Here is a 25,292-nt window from a genome sequence, read left to right on the forward strand (position 1 = left end):
ATTTGCTATGCTAAAAATTATATATCATGAGAAAAGATAAATTGCCTCAGCAGGAAGGAATTACCAGAACCCCCTTCCCTAGCTCTAAGAAAATTTATGTCCCCGGCCGCATCCACCCTCAAATTAAGGTGGCCATGAGAGAAATTAGCCTCTCGCCTACCAAGATCCAAGCCACCGGCGAACTAGAAGAAAATCCCCCCGTTACCGTCTATGACACTAGCGGCCCCTATACCGACCCCAATGTCGAAATCGATATCAATAAAGGCCTAGAGCCCCTCCGCCAACAATGGATTCTCGACCGCCTAGATGTGGAAGAATTAGATGGCATTTCCTCTAACTATGGCCAAGAACGCCTCGCTAAAAGCGATATCGACTGGCTCCGCTTCCCCAACCTGCGCAAACCGCTCCGCGCCAAAAAAGGCCAGAACGTTTCGCAAATGCACTATGCCAAAAAAGGTATTATCACTCCCGAAATGGAGTATATCGCTATCCGCGAAAACCAAAGAAGAGCCGAACTGATGCAGCAAGGTATCGACTTTGGCCAACAACATCCCGGACATAGCTTTGGCGCTAATATCCCTCAAGGTTTTATTACCGCAGAATTTGTCCGCGAAGAGGTGGCCCGCGGCCGCGCCGTTATCCCCTCTAATATCAACCATCCCGAATCAGAACCCATGATTATTGGCCGCAATTTCTTGGTCAAAATCAACGCAAATATCGGTAACTCTGCCGTAACCTCTAGCATCGCTGAGGAGGTGGAAAAAGCCGTTTGGGCCTGCCGCTGGGGAGCCGATACCATTATGGATCTCTCTACAGGCCAAAATATTCACGAAACCCGCGAGTGGATTCTCCGCAACTCTCCCGTTCCTATCGGGACTGTGCCCATCTACCAAGCCCTAGAAAAAGTCAATGGCGTGGCCGAAGACCTCACTTGGGAAATCTTTAGAGATACCCTAATCGAACAGGCCGAACAGGGCGTAGATTATTTTACCATCCATGCCGGTGTCCGCCTAGCTTATATCCACCTCACCGCCAAAAGAGTAACGGGTATCGTTTCTCGTGGTGGCTCAATTATGGCCAAATGGTGCCTAGCCCACCACAAAGAGAATTTCCTCTACACCCATTTTGAGGATATCTGCGAAATTATGAAGGCTTATGATGTAGCCTTCTCTCTAGGCGATGGCCTCCGCCCCGGCTCTATTGCCGATGCCAATGATGAAGCCCAATTTGCTGAGCTAGAAACCCTTGGCGAATTGACCAAAATTGCCTGGAAACATGATGTGCAAACTATCATTGAAGGGCCCGGCCATATTCCTATGCATATGATTAAGGAGAATATGGACAAACAGCTCAAGCACTGCGGCGAAGCACCTTTCTATACGCTCGGCCCATTGACTACCGATATTGCTCCCGGTTACGATCATATTACTTCGGGCATCGGTGCCGCCATGATTGGCTGGTACGGTACAGCCATGCTTTGCTATGTGACGCCCAAAGAACATTTGGGCCTTCCTAATAAAGAAGATGTAAAAACAGGAGTAGTCACTTATAAACTAGCGGCCCATGCTGCCGATTTGGCCAAAGGACATCCCGGCGCACAATATCGCGACGATGCCCTAAGCAAAGCCCGCTTTGAGTTCCGTTGGTACGACCAATTCAACCTTTCGCTAGATCCTGATACGGCCCGCGCTTATCATGATGAAACCCTACCCGCAGAAGGCGCCAAAATTGCCCACTTCTGCTCGATGTGCGGTCCAAAATTCTGCTCAATGAAAATTACGCAGGAGGTCCGAGACTATGCCGCTGGCCTAGACGAAGACGCCCAAACCGCCCTAGAAAAAGGAATGGCCGAAAAATCAGAGGAGTTCTTGACTAAAGGCAGTAAAATCTACCACTAGAGATAGCTCCCCGCCCCTTCTGCGGGCTTCGCCCGCAGAAAAGGAGCGCAGCGACTGGCTGAGGGATGGTAGGCAGTGGCCCAAAGGGCCAGACCAAAGGCTTTTGAAGTGAAGCGAAAAAGCCTGAAGGGCCGAACGAACAGCGAGCTGCCGAACAGCCCGACCCGCCCGCAGGGCGGGGCAGCCCCAAATCATTCATCTAATTGTTAAAGGCCTCTACTATGGGGCCTTTGGCTTTTGAAATAGAAAAAATGAAGATCAGATTATTGACACATCCCGAGCTCTTGACGGATGAAATACAACTTATCAATGCCCTTTTTGCAGAGGGTCTAGCCTGTCTCAATTTGCGTAAGCCCAATTTTACGGCCCAGCAATATGAGGACTTTCTGGCCCAAATTGATGCCCAATACCACCCCAAAATTATTTTGCACGACCATTATGAACTCTGCGATAAATATAAGGTGCAGGGGATTCATTTGGGCGAGGCCCGCCGCCGCAGTTATAGCCCAGAAGAACTCTTGGCCCTCCGCCAAAAGCTCCAAAAAGCAGGCTTGGCCCTAGGCTCTTCGGTACATGAACGCAGCACTTTAGACGAATTGGCCCCCAAGCATTTCGATTATATTTTTGTGAGTCCCGTCTTTAGCTCGATCTCTAAGCAAGGCTATGGCCCCAAAGAAGATTGGAGCATTAGCCCCTACAAGGACCAATATGATTTTAGCCTTGTGGGCTTGGGCGGCATTGATTTGGACAGCCTAGCTGCCGCCGCCGAAAAAGGCTTTGAAGAAGTAGGCGCTCTAGGCTCCGTTTGGCTCAAAGGCGAGGCCGCCCCCGCCTATTTTGCTAAAATGCTTGCAGCATGTCAGGCCCTTTTGTCTTAAGTATTGCGGGTTTTGATCCCTCTGCAGGGGCCGGCCTTTTGGCCGATATCAAAACCTTTGAACAGCTGGGCGTCTATGGCCTCTCGGTTTGTAGCGCCCAAACCATACAACGGCCCGGCTGCTTTGCCGATTTGCGCTGGACCGAAGCCGATTGGGTGGAGCGACAACTGGCCTTTTTGCTACAAAGCTATACGCCCAAGGCCGTGAAAATCGGCATTATTGGAGACTTGGCCCTTTTGGGTCGCCTCTTGGACCAACTAGCGGCCTTGGCCGCTCCGCCCCTGATTGTTTGGGACCCCGTGCTTAGTGCCTCTGCGGGTTTTGACTTTCAGCAGGCCGATGCTTTTGAAGACCTCAAAGCACTGATTGAGCGAGTGGATGTTTTTATGCCCAATCGCCAAGAGCTAGAGCGCCTTTGGCCCAAACAATCGCCCTTAGCCGTGGCCCAAAGCATTAGCCAACAAACGGCTTTATTGCTTAAAGGGGGACATGATCCCCAAGCGAAGGGATTGGACCAACTCTTTTTGGCGGGCGAGCTAGCCGCTCAATGGCCCCCCAAAATGATTGCTCCCCAAGACAAGCATGGAACAGGTTGCGTGCTTTCCTCTGCCCTAACCGCCTTTTTGGCCCTAGGGCTCCCCTTAACCACAGCCTTTGGAAAAGCCAAAGACTACAACCTTCAATTTATGAACAGCCAGCCCTCTCTGCTCGGTTGGCACAGGAGCTATCAAGATGAGTAAAAAAGAAATTGCCGCCTTACAATATGTGAGTAGCGGGCAGCGAATACAAGAACATCTGGACCAAATTGCAGATTTTCTGGCGGCAGGTGGCCGCTGGGTTCAACTTCGCCTCAAAGAAGTGAGCCAGGCCGATTATTTGGCCGCTGGAAAAACCGCCCGCGCTATCTGCGATCAGCATCAGGCCCAACTCATTATTAACGACCAAATTGAGGTGGCCCAAGCCGTAGCCGCCGATGGCCTACACCTAGGCCGTAGCGATATGCCCTTGGAGGAAGCTAGGGCCATTCTGGGCCCAGGTTTTATTTTGGGCGGCACCGCCAATAGCTGGGAAGATATTCAGGAGGTTTATTTGGCTGGAGCCGATTATATTGGGCTGGGCCCCTTCCGATTTACCCCCACCAAAAAGAAATTAAGCCCTATTTTGGGCATGAAAGGCTATCGCGAACGGCTGCAACAACTAGAGCGCAAGGGCTGGGAGATTCCCATGGTCGGTATTGGCGGCATTAAGCTAGCCGATATAGAAGGCTTATTGCGGACTGGTCTGCATGGGGTGGCCCTTTCTGGCCTAATTAACCAAACGACAGACAAAAAGACCCTAGTCAAAACAATTTATCAACTTTTGGAAATGGCCCCTAGCGGGTATAAATGAAGATAGGCATGGATACATTAAAAATTGCCGATAAGGAATTTAACTCAAGATTATTTACGGGCACAGGCAAGTTTGCCTCTTCTGCCCTGATGCGGGAGGCCCTTTTGGCCTCTGGTTCGGAGCTGGTCACGGTGGCCCTCAAGCGGATGAATGTGGAGAAGTCAGAGGACCCTATTGTGGACCAGCTCGATGCACCGCATATCCACCTTTTGCCCAATACCTCTGGCGCGCGCACGGCCGAGGAGGCCATTTTTGCGGCCCAATTGGCCAGAGAAGCCTTGGGGACCAACTGGTTGAAACTCGAAATTCATCCAGATCCCAAATACTTGATGCCCGATCCCATCGAGACCCTCAAAGCTGCCGAAAAGCTCGTCAAATTGGGCTTTGTGGTCCTGCCCTACATCCATGCTGATCCCGTGCTTTGCAAGCGCTTGGAAGAGGTAGGCGTGGCTGCCGTCATGCCTTTGGGCTCGCCAATTGGGAGTAATAAGGGCCTGAGAACCCTAGATTTCCTAGAGATTATCATTGAGCAAAGTCAGCTGCCCGTGGTGGTCGATGCGGGTATCGGTAGCCCTTCTGATGCCGCCAAAGCCCTAGAAATGGGGGCCGATGCGGTTTTGGTCAATACCGCTATTGCCGCCGCTCAAGACCCAGTAGAAATGGCCAAAGCCTTTAAATTGGGCGTTATGGCGGGGCGCATGGCCTTTGAGGCCCGCCTAGCCGAGCAGCGCATGGGGGCCGAGGCCAGCAGTCCCTTGACCTCCTTCCTTGGCGATTAAGCGCCCATCAACAACATTTAGCAAGCCCTACTATTCTTGGATAGTGGGGCTTTTCTTATTGCTATTTTGGGGCCTGCCGCCTTCGGCGGCCGGGCCCTTGCAGGGCTCGCAGGGCTGCTCGGCCCTTCAGCCCTTCGGGCTTCGGTCTGGCCTGACGGCCACCCTTTCAGGCCCCTAGGCCGTTTGGCCTTCGGCCATTTGCGGCGGCTTCGCCGCCTGCTATCTGTCGGTCTAGACCTAGCCTAAATACCTGCCTGCTATCTCCTATATGATATGGATACCTGTGGGTTAAAACCCACAGCAACCAAAGCGGCTATACTGGGCGCAATAAAAATGAGCCGATGGTTAAAACCATCGGCCCATAACGAATGCTAATACAAGCAGAGACTGTTAAAAATTTTGTGTGCGCCCTTTCCTGCGCCTAGGGACAAGCCCCTAGGCTAACTTTTTCAGACAGCCCTCTAAAGAGGGCCTTTGGATAAGGACCTGCTCTGCAATAACTATTTAGCAAAGCCGTATATATCAGCCTTTGAGGCCCTTTAGGGCGGACTCCATTGGATTCGCCTAGGGGCTTGTCCCTAGGCAATTATTGGCTGAATCCTAACAAGCTAAAGACCAAAATTTTATTCTAATACACAAAATCCTGAACAGTCTCACCTTCTCTGCAATAATCCCTTACCTAAACTTAGGTAAGCTAATTGACAGACATCTAATTGCTTACTCCAGTTGGAATGCCCTAGTTGACAGAGATCAAGGCCTTTAGGCGGTTTAGCAGGCGGCGAAGCCGCCTGCAAAGGAGCGAAGCGACTTGGCCTAGCGATGCGGAGGGGTGGCCGTCAGGCCAGACCGAGGCGCCACAGGCGCCGAAGGGCCGAGCAGCCCTGCGAGCCCTGAAGCGTAGCGCCTGCAGCTTTGCTGCAGGAGGCCCCTCAAAAAACAAAAAGGCCCAAAACCGAAGTTCAGGGCCTTTTCAGGAGAAAATTGATTAGGAATTAGTTGATCCCGTGCATCCAGCGTTTCACCACTCCAGAGAGGAGGATGAGGAGGACACCGCCACCAACGGCAACAAAACCAAGAATCATAAATACGTTGATACAGATCACTAGTGTATCCTCGGCCACTGTTTTGGATACAGCGGCATTGGGGCTAGCGGCCATCATCTCTTCGATTTGATCTTTGGGGAACTGCTTAGGCTCTTCTGTTTTGAGGCTAGCATCGGTAGAGAGGAAGCTAATTTTTGCCTTTTTGATGAGGCCTTCTTTATAGAGGCCCTCTTCTTGTTTGGCGGCTTCTTCCATGATTGCTTTATCGGCAACGGTAACGGCATGATACTTCTCGCCATTTTTGTTGAGTTCCTTAATGAAGAAATCGCTAAGGACAAACTCTTGGACCGAGTGTGTTTCTGTGGCGTCTTCGGCGGTAAAGCCGAGTTCCTTCATTTTGGTCGTATCTTTAGAGCTACCTACATACATTTTGTAGACCTCTTTATTGGCGAGCATGGCAGTTTTGATATCATCATTCTCCATGCTATTGTTGAAGCGTTCTAGGCGTTCGGTTTCCACCATTAGCTCAGACATATCGACATTAGTCATCTGGGCAATTTTGGCCCCTGCCAAGTGAGCGAAAGAGGTAGACATCAGCCAGAAGCCCATGATAAAGCCCACCACTTTGGCGGGAGAGAGCTTAGTTACTAGAGAGAGGCCCACAGGAGAGAGGGCTAGTTCGCCCAAAGTGTGGAGGAGGTACAAAAGGGCCATAAAGATAGCGGGGATCATCCCTGCGGTGGCCATCCCTTCTCCGAGTTTGAGGACCAAGAAACCGGCCCCCAAAAGAACGAGAGCGATACCGAACTTCACGGGAGCAGCGGGTTCCTTCTTTGCTTTAGCCAACTGAATCCACATAAAGGAGAAAACAGGGGCAAACATCATGATATAAAGTGGGTTGAGCGACTGGAACATGGTAGTAGTCAGGAAGCTCGTTTTGGCCACATTATTATCGGTAAATACGGTAAGGGCACTACCCGCTAGCTCGAAGAAGGTCCAGAAAATAATAGTAAAGAAGAAGAGCGTAAGCACTACCCAGAGGCGTTCTCTTTGGACCTTTTCATAGCCTAGAGAAGTAAAGATCAGGTAGCCAATCATACCGCATCCCATGAGCAAAACGATAAGATCAAGTAGGCCATGGCTTTGGAGGAGGAACCAAACGAGGGGGACCACCACCAAGCTAATAATATAAATAGCCCAGTTGACAGGGAGTCCCAACAATTTGGGTGAGCTAGCATTTTCCTCTAGGGTATAAGAGGGTACCTCTTCATCACTTACCTCATCTTCAGTAGCTTCATGAGGGGCATAGCCTTTATCCTCTAGGACACCAGAGCGTTGGGCCATCCAGAAAATGATAAGGCCTAAAAGCATCCCTACACCGGCTAGAGAGAAACCCCAGTGCCAGCCTTCGATCTCTCCGACCACCCCACAGGTAAGGCCAGAAAGGAAAGCTCCGATATTGATCCCCATATAGAATAGGGTAAAGGCACCATCTCGGCGGGGGTCTGTTCTAGAGTAGAACTTACCAATCATACTCGAGATATTGGGCTTAAAGAAGCCATTACCGAGGATCAGCATAGCGAGGGCGGTAAGGAAAATATATTCATGTTCGAAAGCCATGAGGAAGTGGCCAATCATCATCAGGATGGCTCCCCACATAATGGCTTTTCGGTAGCCCATAAAGCGCTCGGCTAATAATCCCCCGATTAGAGGTGTAGCGTATACCATAGAGCCGTAGGCCCCATAAACGCTATAGGCTTGGTCATAATCATATTCGAGCATACCTTTGGTCATATAAAGGACCAAGAGGGCACGCATACCGTAATAAGAAAAGCGCTCCCACATTTCCACAAAGAAAAGGTAGAAAAGAGCTTTGGGGTGGGCCTTGCGGTTCGTCATGATCACGAAAGCGATCCAAGCAATGCTAGCCACCCAAGCTATCGTCATGATAGTATAAGGATGCATAGTTTAAAATAAGTAGGTTTGATAATGAAGTAGTTTGTCCCCCCAAAAAAAGGGATGTCCTTTTGGGGCCTTAGCGCGACAAGAGGACATCCTGGGGTGTTAATCTTAGATTAAGCTTGCATCAAGGTAATAAAAAGCTAGAAATTATGGAACCTCCCGATAGATTTTAAGTGCGTGGGGGCAGCTCAGTTTGTCTACATTACAAATTATCATAATATTTTCGCTTGAGGTAGAAAGCCAAGCGGACCAATAAAATAAGGGCGGGGACCTCAATCAATGGGCCCACTACAGCCACAAAGGCCGCAATAGAATCTAGACCAAAAAGGGCAATCGCCACCACAATAGCCAGCTCAAAGTTGTTGCCTGCTGCCGTGAACGAAATGGCTACATTCTGATCATAAGGGACCTTTTGCCAGCGGCTAATAAAAAAGCCCAATAAAAACATCAAGACAAAATAAAGACTAAGCGGAAGGGCCAAATGCAAGACCTGCAAGGGCAGCTCAAAGATGATATCTGCCTTGAGCGAAAACATCAACACAATAGTAAAGAGTAGGAAAAGCAGGGTCAGCGGACCTATTTTGGGCAGAAACTTTTGTTCATAGTTGGCTTTGCCCCAATATTTCTGTCCTAAAAAGCGGCTCAAGCCACCTAGCGCAAGGGGAATTCCTAAATAAATCCCCACCGTCTTAAGCAAGTAGTGAAATGGAATTTCTGGAATCGCATCTAGTTCAATCCCTAGCCAAGCTGGCAGATAGTTAATAAAAAATAAAGCATAAGCCCCATAGCCAAAAAGTTGAAACAGGCTATTGAGCGCAACCAAAGCCGCTGCATATTCTTTATTTCCCTTGGCCAAATCGTTCCAAACCAAAACCATAGCAATACAGCGGGCCAAGCCAATGAGAATAAGGCCCGTCATATACATAGGTTGATTGGCAAAGAACAAAACCGCAAGGCCAAACATCAAAAAGGGGCCAATAATCCAGTTGAGGACCAAAGAAAGCCCCAAAACCTTGAGGTTTTTCATTAGGCTTGGCAATAGCCGATAATCTACCTTAGCTAAGGGAGGATACATCATTAAGATCAATCCAATAGCTAAAGGGATATTCACTTCTTGATACTCCCAACTAGCCAGAATTTCTCCCCAATTGGGAATGAATTTCCCAAACACTAAGCCTAATAGCATAGCGATAAAAATCCATACGGTCAGGTATTTATCTAAGTATTTCATTTTGGCTGCATTTGCTGAAAATATAAAAGAGGTCTCGCCCTATTTCTTGTGCTCGCTGACGATATACAAAAGCAGCCTGAGCACGACCATCCATTTTCGAGGGATCTTCATAAGGCAATGAAAAGCGCTGATAAGCCTCGGGCAAATAAGGACAGTCGGCCTCCACTTCACTACAAAGCATAAAGGCATAAATAGGCTGTTCACTTTGCCCCTCTATAGCCCAAAGCTTGGTCTTCAATTGGCTTCCTTGATTCTCGGCCCAATATAAATACCCTCCAACTAACGAAAAGCCCAGCTGTTGAAGGCAGGCTGTAGTTTGAGGCGCTAGAGGACCTGCTACAGTTCCCGCAGAATAAATCTGAAAATTCAATCCAAAATAATGATTGAATAAATGCGCCCAAAATTCAGCAAATTGACTTCTTCGGCTATTGTGTCGACACACAAAATAAAGCTGACTGTTTTTGGGCGCAGCCCTTAAAGCAGCTATGATTGAAGCAAAACGATCAACAGGATAATCCGCAACCTCTTTCTCCAATTGCTCAATTTGCTTGAGGAGTTTTGGATAAATAGACATGGATTTAAGATTTAACAACAACCAGAATTTGGTCCACAACAAGAAGATTTTTTCTCCTCCTCAAAGGGAATTCCACAAGCCTCCTTAGCCAAACAATCCGTTTGCTTAGCTTGCAAGACCAACTGCCCCAAGTTATTCAATCCCAACCAATAATACTCCAAACTATTAGGCCCCTGATACTCCACAGCCAATTCTAAATCAGCTAATTGCAGCTTTTCTTCTGCCAACTCAATAATCTTGAGCATCTTGCTGGGCGCCAAACGATGCTCCACATCATCAGCTACCCAAAACTGCAGGACCAACTCCTTTTGCTCCCGGAGCTGCCCCCCACAATCCATAAACCTTTTCTGAACCTCCCCCAATTCTGTCAAATGAAAATGCGCAGGAATCAACTGCCCATCTTGCTGAAAAATACTAAGTGCTTCGGCCTGGGCCAAATGAGCTTTCAATGCAGATAGTTTCATAAGATCGTATTTTTGCGATAGATTAGATAAAAAGAAAAGGCCATTTCGGCCTAGTAATCGTAAAAGTACGATAAGTAATTTAACTGACTAAATTAGCAGCATTTTTTATCAGAATTTAACAATTCTGTTCCATTGATGAGTGGACCTAAAGTCTTTTGCAAATGTTGCCAGCCCGCAGAATCAATACAATAATTTCGGCGAACGCCCTCTATATTTCCCTGAATAAGCCCAGCTTCTTTCAGGGCTTTTAAGTGCTGACTAACAGTAGCCTGAGCCAAGCCAAGCTCCTCCACCAAATCACTCGTAATACAGGCCTCCGCAGCAATGAGGCGCTCCAGAATAGCAATTCTAGCGGGATGCGCCAAAGCTTTAGCCAATTTGGCCATCTCATTTTGTGCCGTAGTAAAGAGTTCCGTTTTGCTGCTCGCCATATTTACTTTTTAGATTTTTTCTCTTCTTCCTCCAAAAGTTCTTCCTGCTCTCGAATATAAGCTTCAATCAATTTGTCCAAAATTTGTCGCATCGGTTTATTCTCCTGTCGGGCAATGGTTTTAAACTGATCAATTTTCTTGCTATTGAGCACCACGGTCAATCGACGAGTCTTTTGCTTAGACTTTCGGCTGCCGTTCGTTTCTTGTTCTTCTGGACTTTCGGGCACGGTACGCTTGAGCAAAAGCTCGATACCCACGGCCTTTTCGCCATCTTTATTTTGCACAACGCCTCTTTTCACCTCAGCTACAGAGGTCCCATCCTTACCAAAAGAGCTCTCGATACTTTCCTTAAAGAAGCTTTCGAGATTATCGGCAAAAGACTTTCGGCTACTTTTGCGTTTTTTGCTGCTTTTCTGCTTGCTTTTTTTGCTGCTTTCCTCCTCTTCCACAGTCAATACAGAAGGGTTATCTTGGGCATTATCTTCATAGAGCGTATGCTCAAACAAAGATTCTAAGTCGGTTGAAAAGGATTTTTTATTACGCTTGGCCATGATGCGGATACGATTGGAGAAAGCAGTTAAAATAGTGGTTAGGGGAAGTATTTGGGGCTTCCCCTTCGGCCCTTTGGGCCTGCGGGTCGGGCTGTGTCGGGGCTCGCTATTCGCTCGGCCCTGCGCGGGCTTTGCCCGCTGGGTCTGCGGCTTTGCCGCCCCCCTATCCATCCCTAAGCCGGCGGCTGCGCCGCCTCTAGGTCCAAGAAGCTCTTGAACGCATAGCAATATAACAAAAAAAATCTTTTCTTCTTTGCTCTTGCCTTGGCTAGTCCCTGCATAAGAGCAAAAGCGGCCAATTTGTTCCTTTTGGTCCTGCTTTTTGAGGCGGCGCAGCCGCCTGCGAGCGCAGCGAGCCATGGCCCAGCGCTGCGGAGGGGTGGCCGAAGGCCAGACCGAGCCAGCTTGCTGGCGAAGGGCCGAGCGAATAGCGAGCCCCGCAGCATAGCGGCGGCCGCCCCGCTATAAAGGGCGGCCGCGGGCCCCAAAATCAACTAGTTATATTCCTCCTCCTCCTCTTCTTCTTCAGGATCGGGATTATTCATATAATCGATTGCTTCTTGGGCCATGCGGCTGTTTGGATATTCAGCTAAAACGCGCTCGTAGGCGGCTCGAGCTTCGTCCCAGCGATCTTCTTGAAAATAGCAGAGGGCTTGGTTAATCAGGGCCATTTCCTTATAGCTCATATTCGAGATGCTGAGAATAAAAAAAGAGCGGTAATCATCTAGCCAAGCATGCTGTTTAAAGTAATCGTAGCTACAGGCAAAAGCTTGGCGGGCCAGCTCATAATCCTCATTTTGCAGGGCCTTCATGCCCGAACGATGATGATGAGGAATAATATTTTGGAGCAAAACAGAGAGGCCCAAATAGAGCAGGGCGCCCAACCAAGGCGCCATATCCCAGCCCAAGCCCAAAGCTTTGAGCAAGGCAATAAAGAGGGCAAAAACGATTAGGTGGGGCCAAATGGCCAGCCACTTAATTTGTCGAAGTAAAGAGAGCATAAATTAGATTGTCCAGTCCTTGCCCTGAGCGACCTGCCAGGCGGCAAAACCACCACGCAAGGCATAGAGCTGTTTAAAACCATTATTGTACATAACTTGGCAGGCTTTGGCCGCCCACTGTCCGTGCTCGCAATATACAAAATAAGGCTGGTCCTGATCTAGCCCATGTAGAAATTCTACAAACTGTATGCGTTGCTCAAAATTGACTAAAACGGCATTGGGGATACTGTCTCGGCCCAAGGCCGCATTTCCTCGAATATCCAAAATGATGGCATTGGGCCGTTGTTCTAGGGCCTGCAACCAATCTTCAATATCTAAATTCTGGAAGGGAAGAAGCTGCTGTTTTTGTCCTTTTCCTCGAATAAAAAACAGCCAAACAAAGATAGCGCCTACGATAAATACCGTTGCAAAGAAAACCGGATTCATACTAAATAATTATTCTTTTGCTCTTTAGCGCTGCAGTTAGGAGGGGCTTGAAGACTAGGCAGCGGCCAGCCGATGATCGGCTGGCCTTTGCTTAGCGTCTTTTAATGAACTTGAGAACGCCTATACCTGAGTATGTTCCCAAGCCATCATGCCTCCGTCCAAATTCGTGACTTCAGCATAGCCATTTTGGGCCAAAAATGCACAAGCACTTGCTGAGCGGCGGCCAGAGCGGCAATAAATGTAATAAGATTTGTTGGCGTCCAATTTAAGGACCTCCTGTTGAAAATTGTCGTCGAAGAAGTTGAGCTCAATCGCTCCCTCAATCTTACCCTCGGCAATCTCTTCGGGAGTGCGTACGTCTAGTACAACAGCGTTTTCATCAGCTTCGAAGGCTGCCTTAAATTCGGCAGGCCCTAGATTAGGAAAGCTCATAGTTTCATCATTTAGCAGTTTTAAGAATGGCTGTAAGATAATGCATTCTTTTGGGCTACAATGTGACTTTGTTCCTATAACGCTTTTTTATTCTTCTGGTTTTATTGTAGCAGGTTCCGCTCTTCGGCCTCTTGCAAGGCAGAGTGTAGAACAACGGGCTCTGATTTCTTGTCCATCCGCAAAACTAACATCTGTACTAAGGTCGAAAAGGCAATGGCAAAATACAAATAGCCCTTAGGAATAGCCTCAATATGGAAGTCTCCAATCGCAGCATGGGCCAAATGCCCACCCTCTGCAATTAACATAAAGGAGATAAGGAGCAAGAAAGAAAGCGCCAACATCTGAATAGAAGGGTGCTTATTGATATAGCGACCAATAGGTCCAGCAAAGGCGATCATAATCAATACCGAAAAGATTACCCCTAAGATCATGACAGGCAAAGCATTCAAATCACTTTGGGTCAGGTCTTGGGTCAACCCAATAGCGGTAAGAATAGAATCTACAGAAAAGACCATATTGATAATGGTAATCTGAATAATCACATCCATTAACTTGGCCCCTGTTCCATCATTGTTCTCGGGGTTGTGCCCCTCCAACTTATGATGAATCTCTTTAATGGTTTTGTAGAGGAGAAACACCCCTCCCAAAATAAGCACAACGGCCTGCCCATTAGGCTGAGCATGAAAACTTAGGATGTGTAAATCGCCCCAACTAGCCGTGAGGTACTGCAAGAGAATAGAAATACCAAAAAGAAGCAATACCCGAAGGACCATCGCCAAAAGCAAACCGATATTTCGCGCCTTGGGCTGCTCCTCTTCCGAGAGCTTATTAGCCACAATCGAAATGAATACAATATTGTCAATTCCTAAGATGACCTCCATAAAGGTAAGCGTCAGCAAGGCAGTCCAAGCTTGCGGAGAGGCAATCAATTCCGCTAATCCTTCAAACATAGCTTATTTATTAGTTTTCATGTTGCGAATAAATTCGTCCAGTCGAGCTTGAGCAGTTTGAAGCTCCTCCTCATAAGAAGGGACCACAGAACCCTGCCCAGGCATAGTTTCCACATAAACAGAGGTAGAAGGGAAGGCAATCTGCACCCCAAGGGCCTCTGCAAGTCGCAAGATAGCAAAAATAAGCTCTTCTTTCCAAGCTAATTCCTGCCCCCAATCATTCGTCTTGAAGTAGACCATAAAGAGGACATCTAAGGAGGAGGCCCCCATATTATTCAAATGAATATAGTAGGTTTCCTTATCCGTATGCGGATGCGCTTCATTCAGTTTTCTCAAGCCCTGAATAAAGGTCTCAATTAAGGCTGGAGGCGTATGATAAGCTACCCCAATTGTCGTATTAAAACGGCGCAATTCCCGCTCCCCCAAGTTATTGATGGTCTCATTCATGAGGTTACCATTGGGCACAGAAATCACAGAGGTGTCCATGGTTTTAATTCGCGTAGAACGAAAACCAATATCGGTCACGGTCCCCGTTACGGTCCCCACAGTCACAAAATCCCCAATCTGAAAGGGCCGATCCGCATAAATCATCATAGAGCCCAAGAGGTTGCGCAAGGCTTCTTGGGCCGCTAGGGCCACCGCCAAACCACCCAAAGAAAGCCCCGCCAATAGGGCCGTTACATTGACCCCACAAACGCTTAAAGCATGTATAAAGGCCGAAGCAATGATTAGGGCATTGACAATGCGTATGAAAATAGGCAATAGATACTCATCTGTTGTGGTCTTGGTCCTACTGGTCAACCACTCCAAATAAGAACGGAAAAAGGCCAGGGTCCGCATGGCCAAAACCGCAAACAAGACCGTATTGGTCAACTTGAGCATCAACAGCAGATAAAAACTCAAGCCAATAGGCAACTGCAATACAGGCACAAAGGTATAGACAATATAAAGAACCAAAAGATAGCTCAAGACCTTGGCCATTCGAATGACTTGCTTCTCATCAAAATGCCCCTTGCCCAAACGGCTATTCGCAAAAAAGTGAATGGTCCACCTAAACAAACGCGAGATAAAGGCATGCAATATAAAACTCAAGGCAATCAAAATCAACATCCCCAAATACTGCCAACTCGCCAAGCCCAAAAAACGCTGCTGCCCCAACTGTGGCAAAACACTGAGCAAAATATCACTCCCAAAGGGATAAACCTGCTTGTGCAGTTGCGGAATCGCCCGCTCCGTCTCCCTCGAATAATGCCATTTGCCCGATATTTTATTCCGCTCCAAATAGACCTCCGGCAATTCTTGCGGATAGGGAATATAGACATTTTTCTGCCCCACAGAATCCCTATACATGGGGTCCTCTGGTATCCGACTCAAAGACACCCGCAAGCCTTTTCCATCCCAAATCTGCTTGAGCTTTAAAGCCAAATCCTGGCCCGCCTCGCCCCGCTTATAAAAAGCCCTAGCCGCCATGCTCGCATCATAATGATCCGCCTGCAAATAGTACAAATGCGTATAAATCGCATCATAGGGCGTCAGCAAATTGGCCTCGGGCTTTTCTGAAGGATCTGCAGTTTGCCCCCAAGCCAAAAAGGGTAAAAGAAGTAGTAGTAATAATGATAATCGCTTGTTTGTAAAGCGCATAAATGCTCTTGTTTTTATGTACAAAGGTTTTCCAAGCCCAAAGTTAAGCTTTCTCTAGCGCTTTAAAGAGGTTCTGTTCTTAAGGTTATGTTTATCTTTTTTGGGGCCTGCCGCCTTCGGCGGCCGGGCTGTGCACTGGCTCGCAGGTCTGCTCGGCCCTGCGGGGCTTCCGCTGCGCTTCAGCCCCTGGGTCTGCGGCTGCGCCGCCCCAGTTACCATCCCTAGGCCGCTCATCCTTGAGTTTTCAGGCTAGCCATTTTGCTTCGGCCCAATATCCGCTAGAGGGCTTCCCTTAACCATTGAGAGGGGTACACCTACCCCTCTGGAGGATTTCCCATACCCGTCAGAAGGAGTTACATACTCATCGGGAGGGGTCACTTAGGCATCGGAATGGGGTCCGCTAGCTATCAAGAGGGTTTTACCTACCCATCGGGAGGGGTACAGTTACCCCTCTGGAGGATTTCACTTAGCCATCCGAAGGGGTACAATAGCCCTCTCTAGGGCTAGACGTAGTCCTCTACAGGGCTACTCCTAATCATCAAGAGCATTCCCTAACCTCCGAGCGAGGGTCTCTTCTAATCCTCGATAGGGGCTGGGCAAATCCTCTTAAGAGCTGGCTCTAATCCTCCAGATTAGGCCCCTAGTCATCAAGACCATTATTCTACCTAGAAGCGAGGACTTAGGCTAGTCATTAGTAGGACTTGAACTACCCCAAAGCATGACCTATAGAGATCCTCCAGGGCAACTAGGCCTATAGTATAAAGGACTTGAATAGGCCCAAAAGAGGACCTACACTAGCCCTATCAAGAACCTCCCCTAGCCCAAGCGAGGACTTGCCAAAGTCCTCTTGAGGACCTAGGCAAATCCAAGAGAGGAGCTAACTAAATCCTGCTGAAGGGGTTTACTACTCCTCCCCCTTATTTTAGGTGCTCTTGGGGGTGGACTAGGCACAAAAAAGAGCCAAGGCCACAAGATCTCGGCTCCTTTTGAGGAAAGAACTGAATTAAAATTCTAACAAAAAAGTCAATTCTTCTATTTCAATCTATAGTTTTAAATTATCTATTTTTATATTTGGTTATTATTTAAATAATAATTTAACCTGCATGCACGAGCACAGACAGACAGACAGACAGACAGACAGCCCTAACCAGCATAATATATTAGGCGCAACTATTTCTGAAAGTGACTTAATACTTGATGAAGAAGAACAACTATGCAACAGCTATGAATTTAAGCCACAACTTGATGGGCTCTCTTTTGACAAAGCATTCTTAGATGAATTAGAGATTGGAAGCAATGGTCCTGTACATATACTTGCTTCTGCACGTAATGCACTTTTTGGCATCCCCGGCTTGGATTATTTCCCACTTATAACGCTTAGTAGTCAAGGAAATGGAATTTGGGAATTTTATAGTGCTGGAGTTCATAATACCTCTTTGGGATTAAGTAATGCACCTATTTCTTTTTCATGGAAAGAAGATGAGCCTTTAGAAGGCTCATTGAAACAATATCTAGATAAAAACAGTACTGCTAAAAATGAAAAAGGTCGAATTCGGTACGTCCAGTTAATCAAGAAAACAATAGTAGCTAATGGTCAAACAATTGAATATCTTTATCCAGAAGCTGATGCAGATCTAGAAAACCCTAAGTATAAAGACCTCATATCCAATATCGAAAAAATACGATTAGGTTCTGCTAGCTTCAGAGCCCTTAATGAGCTTATCGAGGAATCAGGAGAAGAAGTTTGTATTGGTTTACTCCCTAGTGACGATCCGTTTTGGGAGAATTACGGAGCTTCTGCTGTTGCACAGCAACCGATGGGAGTATATCAAGATTTACCTGGTGTAATTGCATATAAAACTCCAGCATCACCTTTAATGTTCAATGCTGAAGAGATTTCTACGATTACAGAAGAGTTATTTCATCAGTATCAGAATATTCTTTATGAAAGATTATTTGAGTTTGGAATCCACAACATCAATCCTGTATTAACTGTCAATATGGAGGCTGAGGCAAAAGTATTCAACAAGCTTGTTATTGATGAATTAGGGTTAGAATTTTCCCCTTATCTTCCAGATTACCTACTAACTATCTACACAAACAATAGTTACACTCATGGATTGGAAGGCTTTCCACAACATCTGTATAAAATAAGTCAAGAAAACAATCAACTTATTGAAGGCCATTTGTTAGAGGACTACTTTACTTACTTAAAGGTGTTTGAAGCTAACCAGTACAGAAATAAAAACTATGAAGAAATTCCTCCCGATGCTTTTAACAATGTTATACGGCAAAAAAATAAATAGCTTCACTTTGTGTTGTTGTTTAAGTTTAAGCCTTTTAGGACAGTCCTCGGCAGGGCCTTGTAGTGAAACCATCTGTGATTCTTGCGTCATTAAGCTAGAGGGGATCCATTATACCTTTAAGCCTAACCCTTTTTGTGTTTTTCAAAAAGAATATGAAGTGAAAGCAAGCCTTCCTAAAGAAAAAAGAGCTGCCGCCGAGGCTATATTTTTCATCTGGGGGGGAGGCAAAAATAGAACAACTGCATACTGCAAAAAAATTAGATCTAAAACTACACTTTCGTCTAACGATAGTCTTTTTTTAGAAGAACTATCAGCTAGAATTAGCTGCACAGTTAAAGCCTATTATTCAGAGCCTTATTACAATGACTTTGCGATGATGTTCTATTTTTACAAGGATAAAGAGAACCAAAACAGATTAAAACGGCAAGCGAAACCCCTTAATGGGCTATTAAGTATTTGGAGTATTTTACAGCCTATTTTCTACCTAGATAAAAATTAGCGTTACAGCATTATCCCTTTTTATTAGTTGTAGAACAGCCTCTTATATTGTGGTAGGTTTCACATACATCCTACAGGGCCGAAGGCCCGCAGGCCTAGGGGCCTGAAAGGGTGGCCGCAGGCCAGACCGAAGCCCGAAGGGCTGAAGGACCGAGCAGACCTGCGAGCCCTGCAAGGGCCCGGCCGCCGCAGGCGGCAGGCCCCAAATCCTAACCTACTACTCCACTCACTTTAATGAGATAGACATCTTGCAATTGTTCGGCTCGGCTAGCAGGGTTGAGGAACTTAGCGGTTAGTCGGGTAACGTGGAAGTGATTGAAATGCTTAATCTTCTCGTAGCGAATGCCTGCTTTATCGAGTTCGGCTAGGCTTTTTCCACGGATGAGGATAATCCATTCGGCTTGTCCTGCGGCCTTTTCGACATCCTTGGGAGAATCGAAAACCTTGGCCACCTTGCCTAGGTAGAAATCAAAAGAGTGTTGAGAGAAATCGTAGACGCCAATTTCTTGATCGGCCAGGTCCTCTTGCACTAAATACTGAGCGGCTTCGGAGCCAGATTGATAGGGTAAGAGCTCTTGATAGACATAGGCATTTAGGCCTACATTCACGATAGCCATGGCAAAAACGGCGGGTAAGACCAATTGCATAGGGCGCTCTTGTTTAAATTTAAAGTAGGGGATAAAGCTAGCTAAAGCGGCTAAAATAAGAAGGGCCAGCAACCAAATAGGGGCGCCGGGGAAAACCCAGCCCATCAAAAGGGCCAAAAAGGCTAGGGCTGCGATATGTAGGACAATACTTTGGCCGAGAGCCAGCGGCCAAGCCCAAGACTTGCTCGATTTGGCCAAATTCATTAACTGATGAGCCACCAAAACGGCCATCATGCCATACATGGGAAAAATATAGTGCGGCAACTTATAGCGAGAAAAAGAGAGAGCAATAAAGGGGAGCACAAAGCCACCAAGCGTGAGTAATTCCACCTTTTTGCCCTGCCAAAACTCTTGCAAGCGACGGAGCATAGCCCAGATAGCGAGGGCAGACCAAGGCAAAAAGGACCATAAGAAAGTGTGTACAAAAAAGAACTTTCCGCTATCATTGGCCCATTCATTTTCTCCAGTGATACGGCCAAAGCTTTGTTTCCAGAAAAAGAAATAGATTCCCTCCCAATCGGGAAACTGCAGATAGAGTCCATACAACATAGGGGCTAAAACCAGCAAAACAATAGGTGCGCCGAGCAGCCACTGCCAGCGGAAGAGCATCTTCCAATTTTTTTGGCCCAGGAGATAGCAGCCAATAGCGGCGCCGGGGACCACTGCTCCCAATGGGCCTTTGGCCATCATGGCAAAGCCCACGGCCACAAAGCCCCAAAACAAATGTTTGAGTTGGGCGCCATTTACGTACTTGACCAACTGCCAGATCGCCAAGATAGAGAAGTTAGAGATCAGGGTATCGGTGCGCACATCATGATTAAACATCAGCCAAGCTTGGGTACTGGCTAAAATCAGGGCGGCCAATTGGCCCGTTTGTTTATTGTAGAGCTCCTTACCGAGTTGGTAAGTGGCCCAGAAGCCCATAATTGAAGAGAGGACCGAGGGCAGGCGGAAAGCCCATTGAGAAACGCCAAAGATGGCGTAAAACAAAGCCGAGGACCAGAATAAAAGTGGTGGTTTATCCAAATAATCCTTAGCCTTATGGTGGACTTGCAACCATTCGCCCGATTGCAACATCTCTTGACTAATAGATGCATATTGGGCCGAATCCACATCCATAATAGTGACCATAAAAAGCCCCAAAACATAGGCTAAGGCCAAGGCGGGCCATGCCCATTTATAAGCTGTAGGCTGCATAAAAGCCGTTTTTGATGTTTAAAAAACTGCGCAAAAGTAGCACTTTTCAACTAGATTCATCGGCTATTCCTTGGCCTTGCTCGGAAAACCCCCATAAACTGAAAGCCTTTAGGGATGATTTTGTAATTTTACTAGCTGTTTGAGTGCTGCCCCCCTTGAGTAGAGAGATCCTTCTTCTTGCTCAGCAGTTGTTCAGCAGCCCCTCCATCTAATTTCTATCATTTGAAACACCAGAATTTATGCTTGCCCAGATGACTCATGGCGAACAACTAAAAGAACTGCTACAGACGCCAAAAAACATCGTCATTAGTGGACATGTCAATCCAGATGCCGATGCTCTTGGTTCTACCTTGGCCCTTTACCACTACCTTCAAACCCTTGGGCATCGTGTTCAAGTGATTATGCCTAGTGAATTGCCGCAGATGTTAGACTTTATGCCAGGTTTTCATCTTATTTGGAACTATGAGCGTAAGCAGAAGACCAGCAATGCGACTATTCTGCAGGCGGACATTCTCTTTTCCTTAGACTATAGTGCCTTAGATCGTTTGGACAGCATGGAAAGCGTCTGGCGAAATGCCAAGGGCTACAAAGTATTGATTGACCATCATATGCAGCCAGAGGATTTTGCTCAAAGTCAGCTTTGGCGGACAACCTCTAGCTCTACGGCCGAGTTGGTCTATGACTACTTTGCAGAATTGGGGGTATTGGACCAAGTACCGCTTATGGCTTTCGAGTGTCTTTATGTGGGCATACTTGGGGATACGGGTCGTTTTCAGCATGCGACCAATGCTCATCTTTTCCGCATCATTGCGGATATGACGGATCGGGGCTTGAACAGCAACTACATTACGAATATGATGACCAATTCTTTTAGTGAGAAGAAGATGCGTCTTTTTGGTCATTGTATTAGTAAAATGTCTTTTGTAGAGGGGTTAGATGTGGGGTATATTGCTCTTACCCAGGCTGAGCATCAGGAATTTGATATTCAGAGAGGAGATTTAGAGGGGGTCGTGAATACTATTTTGCAAATTCGCAGAGTGAAGGTAGCTGCCCTGATTACAGAGAGAAAAGACCGGGTAAAATTATCTTTGCGTTCCAAGGGAGATTTCTCGGTTCAGGAGGTCTGCAAGAACCACTTTAATGGAGGGGGGCATCGGAATGCTTCTGGGGGGATGACTCGAGAGAGTTTAGAAGAAACATTAGCTCGCTTTAAACGCCTGATGAATGAAGACTATGCTTCGGTTTTGCGTACTGTTGATTAGCAGTAGTTTACTTTGGGCTTGTCAGGTGGATCCTTGGGAGCAGGCGGAAGAGGGCTATTTGTTTAGGTTCTTAGAGCAGGCTTCGGCTGAGGGGCTAGCCCCTCAGTTTGGGGATTCTATATGTTTTAGCTATAGTTTAGTTTTGCCAGATAGTGTTCAGCGGGCCAAGCGTTGTCTTATTTACCCAGTAAAGGAGCAGCGCAACTTCTTTTTGTATCCTTTGGCCCAAATGCGTACAGGAGATAGTTTAGCTGTGGTTTGGAGCTATGCTCAATTGGCCGAAGAATGGCCAGAGGGGGCAGAACAATTTGCTCCTACGGATAGTGTAAGGGTACAGTATCGTTTAGCTTATGTTTTGGATCGGCTATCGTTAAAGGCGAAGCGGGAGCAGGACTATGCTTTGGCTAAAGGTTTTGTTCAAGTAGAAGACTGGCAAGAAGAACGTTTATTGAAGCTGGAGCAGGCAGATAGTTTGGAGACTTTGCTTACTGATTATCGGGCGGCATATTTGGCCCAGATATTAAACTTTGAGCAAGCGGAAGAGGGTTTCTTCTTTAAGTTAGAAGGGCAAGGGCAGGGAAAAGCAGCTGCTTATTGGGCCTATTATATCTTATTGGAATTGGATAATGCTCAGTTGCTTGATAATAATTTGCGGAGAGCTGATCGGTTACCCTTAGAACAGGCTAGCAATAAGCTACCCAACTACTACCAACAGGCTGTGGCAAAAATGGAAGTAGGGCAAAGGGGGTACTTTATTTTCCCTGAAAGTAGCAAAGTACTTTATTTGGAATTAGTGGCTGCAAAAGAGCAAGCAGAATAAGCTCAAATCTATGTTTAGATTTACGGAACTACAGGCGGCAGAACCGCCGCAGGCTGAGGGATGGGCAGCAGTGGCCGCAGGCCAGACCGAGCCGCCTTTGGCGGCGAAGGGCCGAGCGAATAGCGAGCTGCGAGACAGCCCGACCCGCAGGCCCAAAGGGCCGAAGGGGCAGCCCCAAAAAAATGGTTTCTACCTTTTCGCACTACTTATTTTCGGTTTATTTTTAACTGCTTGTCGGTCGGTGCCCAAGGGTTGGAGCAGTTATAATCGGGGGCAATTTTGGTATAAGAGCATGAGGGAAAGGGAGGCCGACTCGCTGTTTTTGCCTCAAGAGGGGGATCAATTAGAGATCAATTATAGTATTTGGAAGGGAGATAGTTTGCTTTTGAGTTCTGCCCAGCAAATGCAGCCTGTTTTGGTAGAAATGCCCTCGGCCAAGGCACATAATTTATTTACGGAGGCTTTGAGTTTAATGGCTGAAGGGGATAGTTTAGAGGTTTTGGTTTTGGCGGAAGAGGCAGCGGATATTTTGGGCCCTTATGCGGCTGAATTTGGGGCGAAAGAGCGGGTGCGATTTGGGTATCGGCTCAAAACGCTAAAAAGCAAGGCACAATTGGAGGCAGAGATTCAAGCGGAGCGGGCAAGGGTAGCAGAGCGGCGAGCTTGGATTTTGGCAGAATTGGAAATAGATAGCAGTCTGAATCAGTTAGCGGGAAAAGGGAGAGAAGGACTTCGGTTTAAGAAGCTAAAGTCTAGTAAAGGTCCAAAACTTCAGCTTGGGCAGCTGGCTCAAATCCAATATATTTGTCTCCTACCTAATGGAGAAATCATAGATGATAGTTTTTTGAGTATGCGTCCAATTTGGGTAGAATTAGGTGATCTCAAGATGATTCGGGGTTGGTCCTTGGCCCTACAAGAATTTGCAGAGGGGGAACAAGGGCTAATTTATTTGCCAGCAGCTTTAGCTTATGGGCAATTGGGGAATCCGCCTTTTGTGCCGCCTAATAGTCCACTCATATTTTATATAGAAGTACTGACCACTAAATAAGAACAAATGATGATCAATTTTTGGAAATATAGCTGTATGGCCTTTCTCTTTGGGCTACTTATGGCTTGTTCGGCAGAGCGTTCGGCCCAGCAAAAGATTAAGGAATTGGAGAAAGAGGTAGCGGCTAGTTTAGAAGAGCAGCAAAATATTTTGGTCAAGGATAGTTTATTGGGCCAATTACTTTTTGCCTATGCGGATTATAGTCAAAAGTTTAAGGAAGACCCACAAACCCCAATTTATCTTTACAAAATGGGGAGTTATTATTATCGGATGCAAAACTGGAAAGAAGCCAGCAAGCACTTAGAGATGGTCATTGATCAATTTGAGGAGAGCAAGGCTTATCCAGAAGCCTTATTATTGGCGGCCTCCATATATGATAGTCCACATGATCGGAATAATGATCGGGCGGGACAGCTTTATGAAAAATACCTCAAGGCCTTTCCCAATGGAGAGGGGCGAGCTAAGGCAGAATTTTTCTTTAAGCCTGCGGAGGAAAAGATGGAATCGCGCATTGGGGAGATGCAAAAGCAGCTGCGTTCTGGTCCTAAGGGAAAATTGGATCGAGCCATGGCGCATAAGCTCGTTTTGCAATACCTGCATTATACACGGACCTACCCCAGCAGCGAATTTAGTCCAGCCTACTGCTTTGAAGGAGGCAAGTTGGCCTCTAGCATTGGGGAAAGTTATGATGCGATAAAGCTTTGGAAGCGAATTTATGAGCAATATCACGACTTTCACCTCTATCCTCAAACCCTTTTGCAGTTGGCCCTAGAGTATGAGCAAAAGATGCCCATTTTCATGCAGCAATATCAAAGAAGAAAAGAGTTTCGCTCTAAGATGCATGCTGATTTTGAGTTGGAGAAACTCACAGGGGTAGATTGGACCGCAGAAGCCCGCAAAATGTATGAAGAATTTTTGGCGAAATACCCAGAACATGAACTTCGTCCGCAGGTAGAAGCTTCGCTCAAGTTTTTGGGCAAAGACCCCAATGAGGTCGTTCAAAATTTCAGAATGCAGGTGGATAGCCTCAGAAGATTACAACAATAAGATGAAGCCAGAAGCCGCCCAAAAGCAATTGGCCCAAGCCCTGCAGGCCATTTATGAAGAACGAGAAGCAAGCACTATTGCTCGCTATATCTATGAAGATTGTTGGCGGGGCAAAACACTGAGGGAAACTGATTATTTGGCCGTAGAAAACCGGCTACTAGCCGCTGAGCCTTGGCAATATGTTGTGGGAACAGCCGAGTTTTATGGCTATTCTTTTGCCGTAAATTCCGCTACCCTTATTCCAAGGCCAGAAACGGAAGAGCTACTCTACTGGATTTTGCAAGCCGAGGATAAATCGGCTCCTCTTAAGGTGCTAGATATTGGAACGGGTTCGGGCTGTATTGCGATCAGTTTGGCCAAAAGAGCCCCCAATTGGCAAGTTTATGCCTTAGATTATAGCGCAGCGGCCCTAGCAGTAGCCCAGCAAAATGCGCAGCAGTTGGGGGCCAATGTTCAATTTATGGAGTTGGATATCTTGGAGGAGCAAGCTTGGAAACAGTTGACTGATTTTGATCTCATTATTAGTAATCCGCCTTATATCGCCCCTTCCGAGGCCAAGGATATGGCCGCCAATGTACTCGATTACGAGCCGCATTTGGCCCTTTTTACAGCAACCGAGGATCGGCTCGTCTTTTATCGAGAGATTGTTCGCCTTTGCCAGGGCAAAGCCCTAAAAGAAGGCGGCCATCTTTATTTTGAGGCCAATACCTTTTCGGCCCAAGAAATTGCTGAGCTCATGCGGCCTAGCCTGCAAGAGGTCGAGCTGATGGCTGACCTAGAAGGTCGTCCCCGTATGCTTAAGGGCAAAAAATAGAAA

Annotated in this window: 24 protein-coding genes; 12 read left to right on the forward strand and 12 right to left on the reverse strand. The window is 46.9% G+C overall.

Annotated elements, in window-relative coordinates; all coding sequences use genetic code 11:
- Positions 1 to 26: 26 nt before the first annotated feature.
- From thiC to PPO43_RS05280, 5 genes are all read left to right on the forward strand, one after another.
- Complete coding sequence (thiC, locus tag PPO43_RS05260) at positions 27 to 1,898, forward strand: phosphomethylpyrimidine synthase ThiC (protein ID WP_272620760.1); 1,872 nt, start codon at positions 27 to 29, stop codon at positions 1,896 to 1,898.
- 251 nt (positions 1,899 to 2,149) lie between these two features.
- Entirely contained in the window at positions 2,150 to 2,776 is a 627-nt protein-coding gene (locus PPO43_RS05265; RefSeq protein WP_272620761.1) for a thiamine phosphate synthase, read from the forward strand.
- Positions 2,755 to 3,516 (forward strand): hydroxymethylpyrimidine/phosphomethylpyrimidine kinase, encoded by a 762-nt coding sequence (locus PPO43_RS05270; RefSeq protein WP_272620762.1) that lies wholly within the window; start codon positions 2,755 to 2,757, stop codon positions 3,514 to 3,516. The genes PPO43_RS05265 and PPO43_RS05270 overlap by 22 nt, the downstream gene beginning before the upstream one ends.
- Entirely contained in the window at positions 3,509 to 4,165 is a 657-nt protein-coding gene (locus PPO43_RS05275) for a thiamine phosphate synthase (protein WP_272620763.1), read from the forward strand. Before PPO43_RS05270 ends, PPO43_RS05275 begins: the two co-directional genes overlap by 8 nt.
- 8 nt (positions 4,166 to 4,173) lie before the next feature.
- Complete coding sequence (locus tag PPO43_RS05280; protein WP_002659408.1) at positions 4,174 to 4,944, forward strand: thiazole synthase; 771 nt, start codon at positions 4,174 to 4,176, stop codon at positions 4,942 to 4,944.
- 992 nt (positions 4,945 to 5,936) lie between these two features.
- Here PPO43_RS05280 and PPO43_RS05285 read toward each other — a convergent pair.
- The 11 genes from PPO43_RS05285 to PPO43_RS05335 form a co-directional block, all read right to left on the reverse strand.
- Positions 5,937 to 7,952 (reverse strand): peptide MFS transporter, encoded by a 2,016-nt coding sequence (locus PPO43_RS05285; RefSeq protein ID WP_272620764.1) that lies wholly within the window; start codon positions 7,950 to 7,952, stop codon positions 5,937 to 5,939.
- 199 nt (positions 7,953 to 8,151) lie between these two features.
- Positions 8,152 to 9,180 carry an ACR3 family arsenite efflux transporter gene (gene arsB, locus PPO43_RS05290; protein WP_272620765.1) on the reverse strand — a complete coding sequence of 343 codons (1,029 nt, stop codon included), beginning with the start codon at positions 9,178 to 9,180 and terminating at the stop codon, positions 8,152 to 8,154.
- On the reverse strand, positions 9,164 to 9,754 hold the full coding sequence (locus tag PPO43_RS05295) for an arsenate-mycothiol transferase ArsC (RefSeq protein WP_272620766.1): 591 nt from the start codon (positions 9,752 to 9,754) through the stop codon (positions 9,164 to 9,166). Before PPO43_RS05295 ends, arsB begins: the two co-directional genes overlap by 17 nt.
- An 11-nt stretch (positions 9,755 to 9,765) precedes the next feature.
- Positions 9,766 to 10,218, reverse strand: a complete 453-nt coding sequence (locus PPO43_RS05300; protein ID WP_272620767.1) for a DUF6428 family protein — start codon at positions 10,216 to 10,218, stop codon at positions 9,766 to 9,768.
- A 92-nt stretch (positions 10,219 to 10,310) separates the two neighbouring features.
- A complete protein-coding gene (locus tag PPO43_RS05305) occupies positions 10,311 to 10,649 on the reverse strand; it encodes an ArsR/SmtB family transcription factor (protein WP_272620768.1) in 339 nt (112 codons plus the stop codon).
- Between the two features lie 2 nt (positions 10,650 to 10,651).
- Complete coding sequence (locus PPO43_RS05310) at positions 10,652 to 11,200, reverse strand: hypothetical protein (protein ID WP_272620769.1); 549 nt, start codon at positions 11,198 to 11,200, stop codon at positions 10,652 to 10,654.
- A gap of 494 nt (positions 11,201 to 11,694) precedes the next feature.
- A complete protein-coding gene (locus tag PPO43_RS05315; protein WP_272620770.1) occupies positions 11,695 to 12,201 on the reverse strand; it encodes a tetratricopeptide repeat protein in 507 nt (168 codons plus the stop codon).
- A 3-nt stretch (positions 12,202 to 12,204) separates the two neighbouring features.
- The gene (locus PPO43_RS05320; RefSeq protein ID WP_272620771.1) at positions 12,205 to 12,627 is read right to left on the reverse strand and encodes a rhodanese-like domain-containing protein; all 423 of its coding nucleotides are present in this window, start codon (positions 12,625 to 12,627) and stop codon (positions 12,205 to 12,207) included.
- Between the two features lie 120 nt (positions 12,628 to 12,747).
- Entirely contained in the window at positions 12,748 to 13,059 is a 312-nt protein-coding gene (locus PPO43_RS05325; protein ID WP_272620772.1) for a rhodanese-like domain-containing protein, read from the reverse strand.
- Between the two features lie 101 nt (positions 13,060 to 13,160).
- On the reverse strand, positions 13,161 to 14,009 hold the full coding sequence (locus tag PPO43_RS05330; RefSeq protein WP_272620773.1) for a TerC family protein: 849 nt from the start codon (positions 14,007 to 14,009) through the stop codon (positions 13,161 to 13,163).
- Positions 14,010 to 14,012: 3 nt separating this feature from the next.
- Complete coding sequence (locus tag PPO43_RS05335) at positions 14,013 to 15,650, reverse strand: mechanosensitive ion channel family protein (RefSeq protein WP_272620774.1); 1,638 nt, start codon at positions 15,648 to 15,650, stop codon at positions 14,013 to 14,015.
- 1,103 nt (positions 15,651 to 16,753) lie between these two features.
- On the opposite strand from PPO43_RS05335, the gene PPO43_RS05340 reads away from it, so the two are divergent.
- Positions 16,754 to 17,956 (forward strand): hypothetical protein, encoded by a 1,203-nt coding sequence (locus PPO43_RS05340; protein WP_272620775.1) that lies wholly within the window; start codon positions 16,754 to 16,756, stop codon positions 17,954 to 17,956.
- Positions 17,901 to 18,455 (forward strand): hypothetical protein, encoded by a 555-nt coding sequence (locus PPO43_RS05345; RefSeq protein ID WP_272620776.1) that lies wholly within the window; start codon positions 17,901 to 17,903, stop codon positions 18,453 to 18,455. Before PPO43_RS05340 ends, PPO43_RS05345 begins: the two co-directional genes overlap by 56 nt.
- A gap of 208 nt (positions 18,456 to 18,663) precedes the next feature.
- Here PPO43_RS05345 and PPO43_RS05350 read toward each other — a convergent pair whose 3' ends face one another.
- The gene (locus PPO43_RS05350; RefSeq protein ID WP_272620777.1) at positions 18,664 to 20,298 is read right to left on the reverse strand and encodes an ArnT family glycosyltransferase; all 1,635 of its coding nucleotides are present in this window, start codon (positions 20,296 to 20,298) and stop codon (positions 18,664 to 18,666) included.
- Positions 20,299 to 20,537: 239 nt separating this feature from the next.
- Here PPO43_RS05350 and PPO43_RS05355 point away from each other — a divergent pair, with 239 nt between their 5' ends.
- The 5 genes from PPO43_RS05355 (at position 20,538) to prmC (ending at position 25,289) form a co-directional block, all read left to right on the forward strand.
- Positions 20,538 to 21,560, forward strand: coding sequence for a DHH family phosphoesterase (locus tag PPO43_RS05355; protein ID WP_272620778.1), 1,023 nt, complete (start codon positions 20,538 to 20,540; stop codon positions 21,558 to 21,560).
- Positions 21,523 to 22,380 (forward strand): hypothetical protein, encoded by an 858-nt coding sequence (locus PPO43_RS05360; RefSeq protein ID WP_272620779.1) that lies wholly within the window; start codon positions 21,523 to 21,525, stop codon positions 22,378 to 22,380. Before PPO43_RS05355 ends, PPO43_RS05360 begins: the two co-directional genes overlap by 38 nt.
- Positions 22,381 to 22,672: 292 nt before the next feature.
- Positions 22,673 to 23,428 (forward strand): FKBP-type peptidyl-prolyl cis-trans isomerase, encoded by a 756-nt coding sequence (locus PPO43_RS05365; protein ID WP_272620780.1) that lies wholly within the window; start codon positions 22,673 to 22,675, stop codon positions 23,426 to 23,428.
- A 6-nt stretch (positions 23,429 to 23,434) separates the two neighbouring features.
- Positions 23,435 to 24,475: a tetratricopeptide repeat protein gene (locus PPO43_RS05370; RefSeq protein ID WP_272620781.1), complete on the forward strand. Its 1,041-nt coding sequence runs from the start codon at positions 23,435 to 23,437 to the stop codon at positions 24,473 to 24,475.
- Position 24,476: 1 nt separating this feature from the next.
- On the forward strand, positions 24,477 to 25,289 hold the full coding sequence (gene prmC / locus PPO43_RS05375; protein WP_272620782.1) for a peptide chain release factor N(5)-glutamine methyltransferase: 813 nt from the start codon (positions 24,477 to 24,479) through the stop codon (positions 25,287 to 25,289).
- Positions 25,290 to 25,292 lie beyond the last annotated feature (3 nt).

Source organism: Saprospira sp. CCB-QB6 (genome assembly GCF_028464065.1).
GTDB lineage: Bacteria > Bacteroidota > Bacteroidia > Chitinophagales > Saprospiraceae > Saprospira.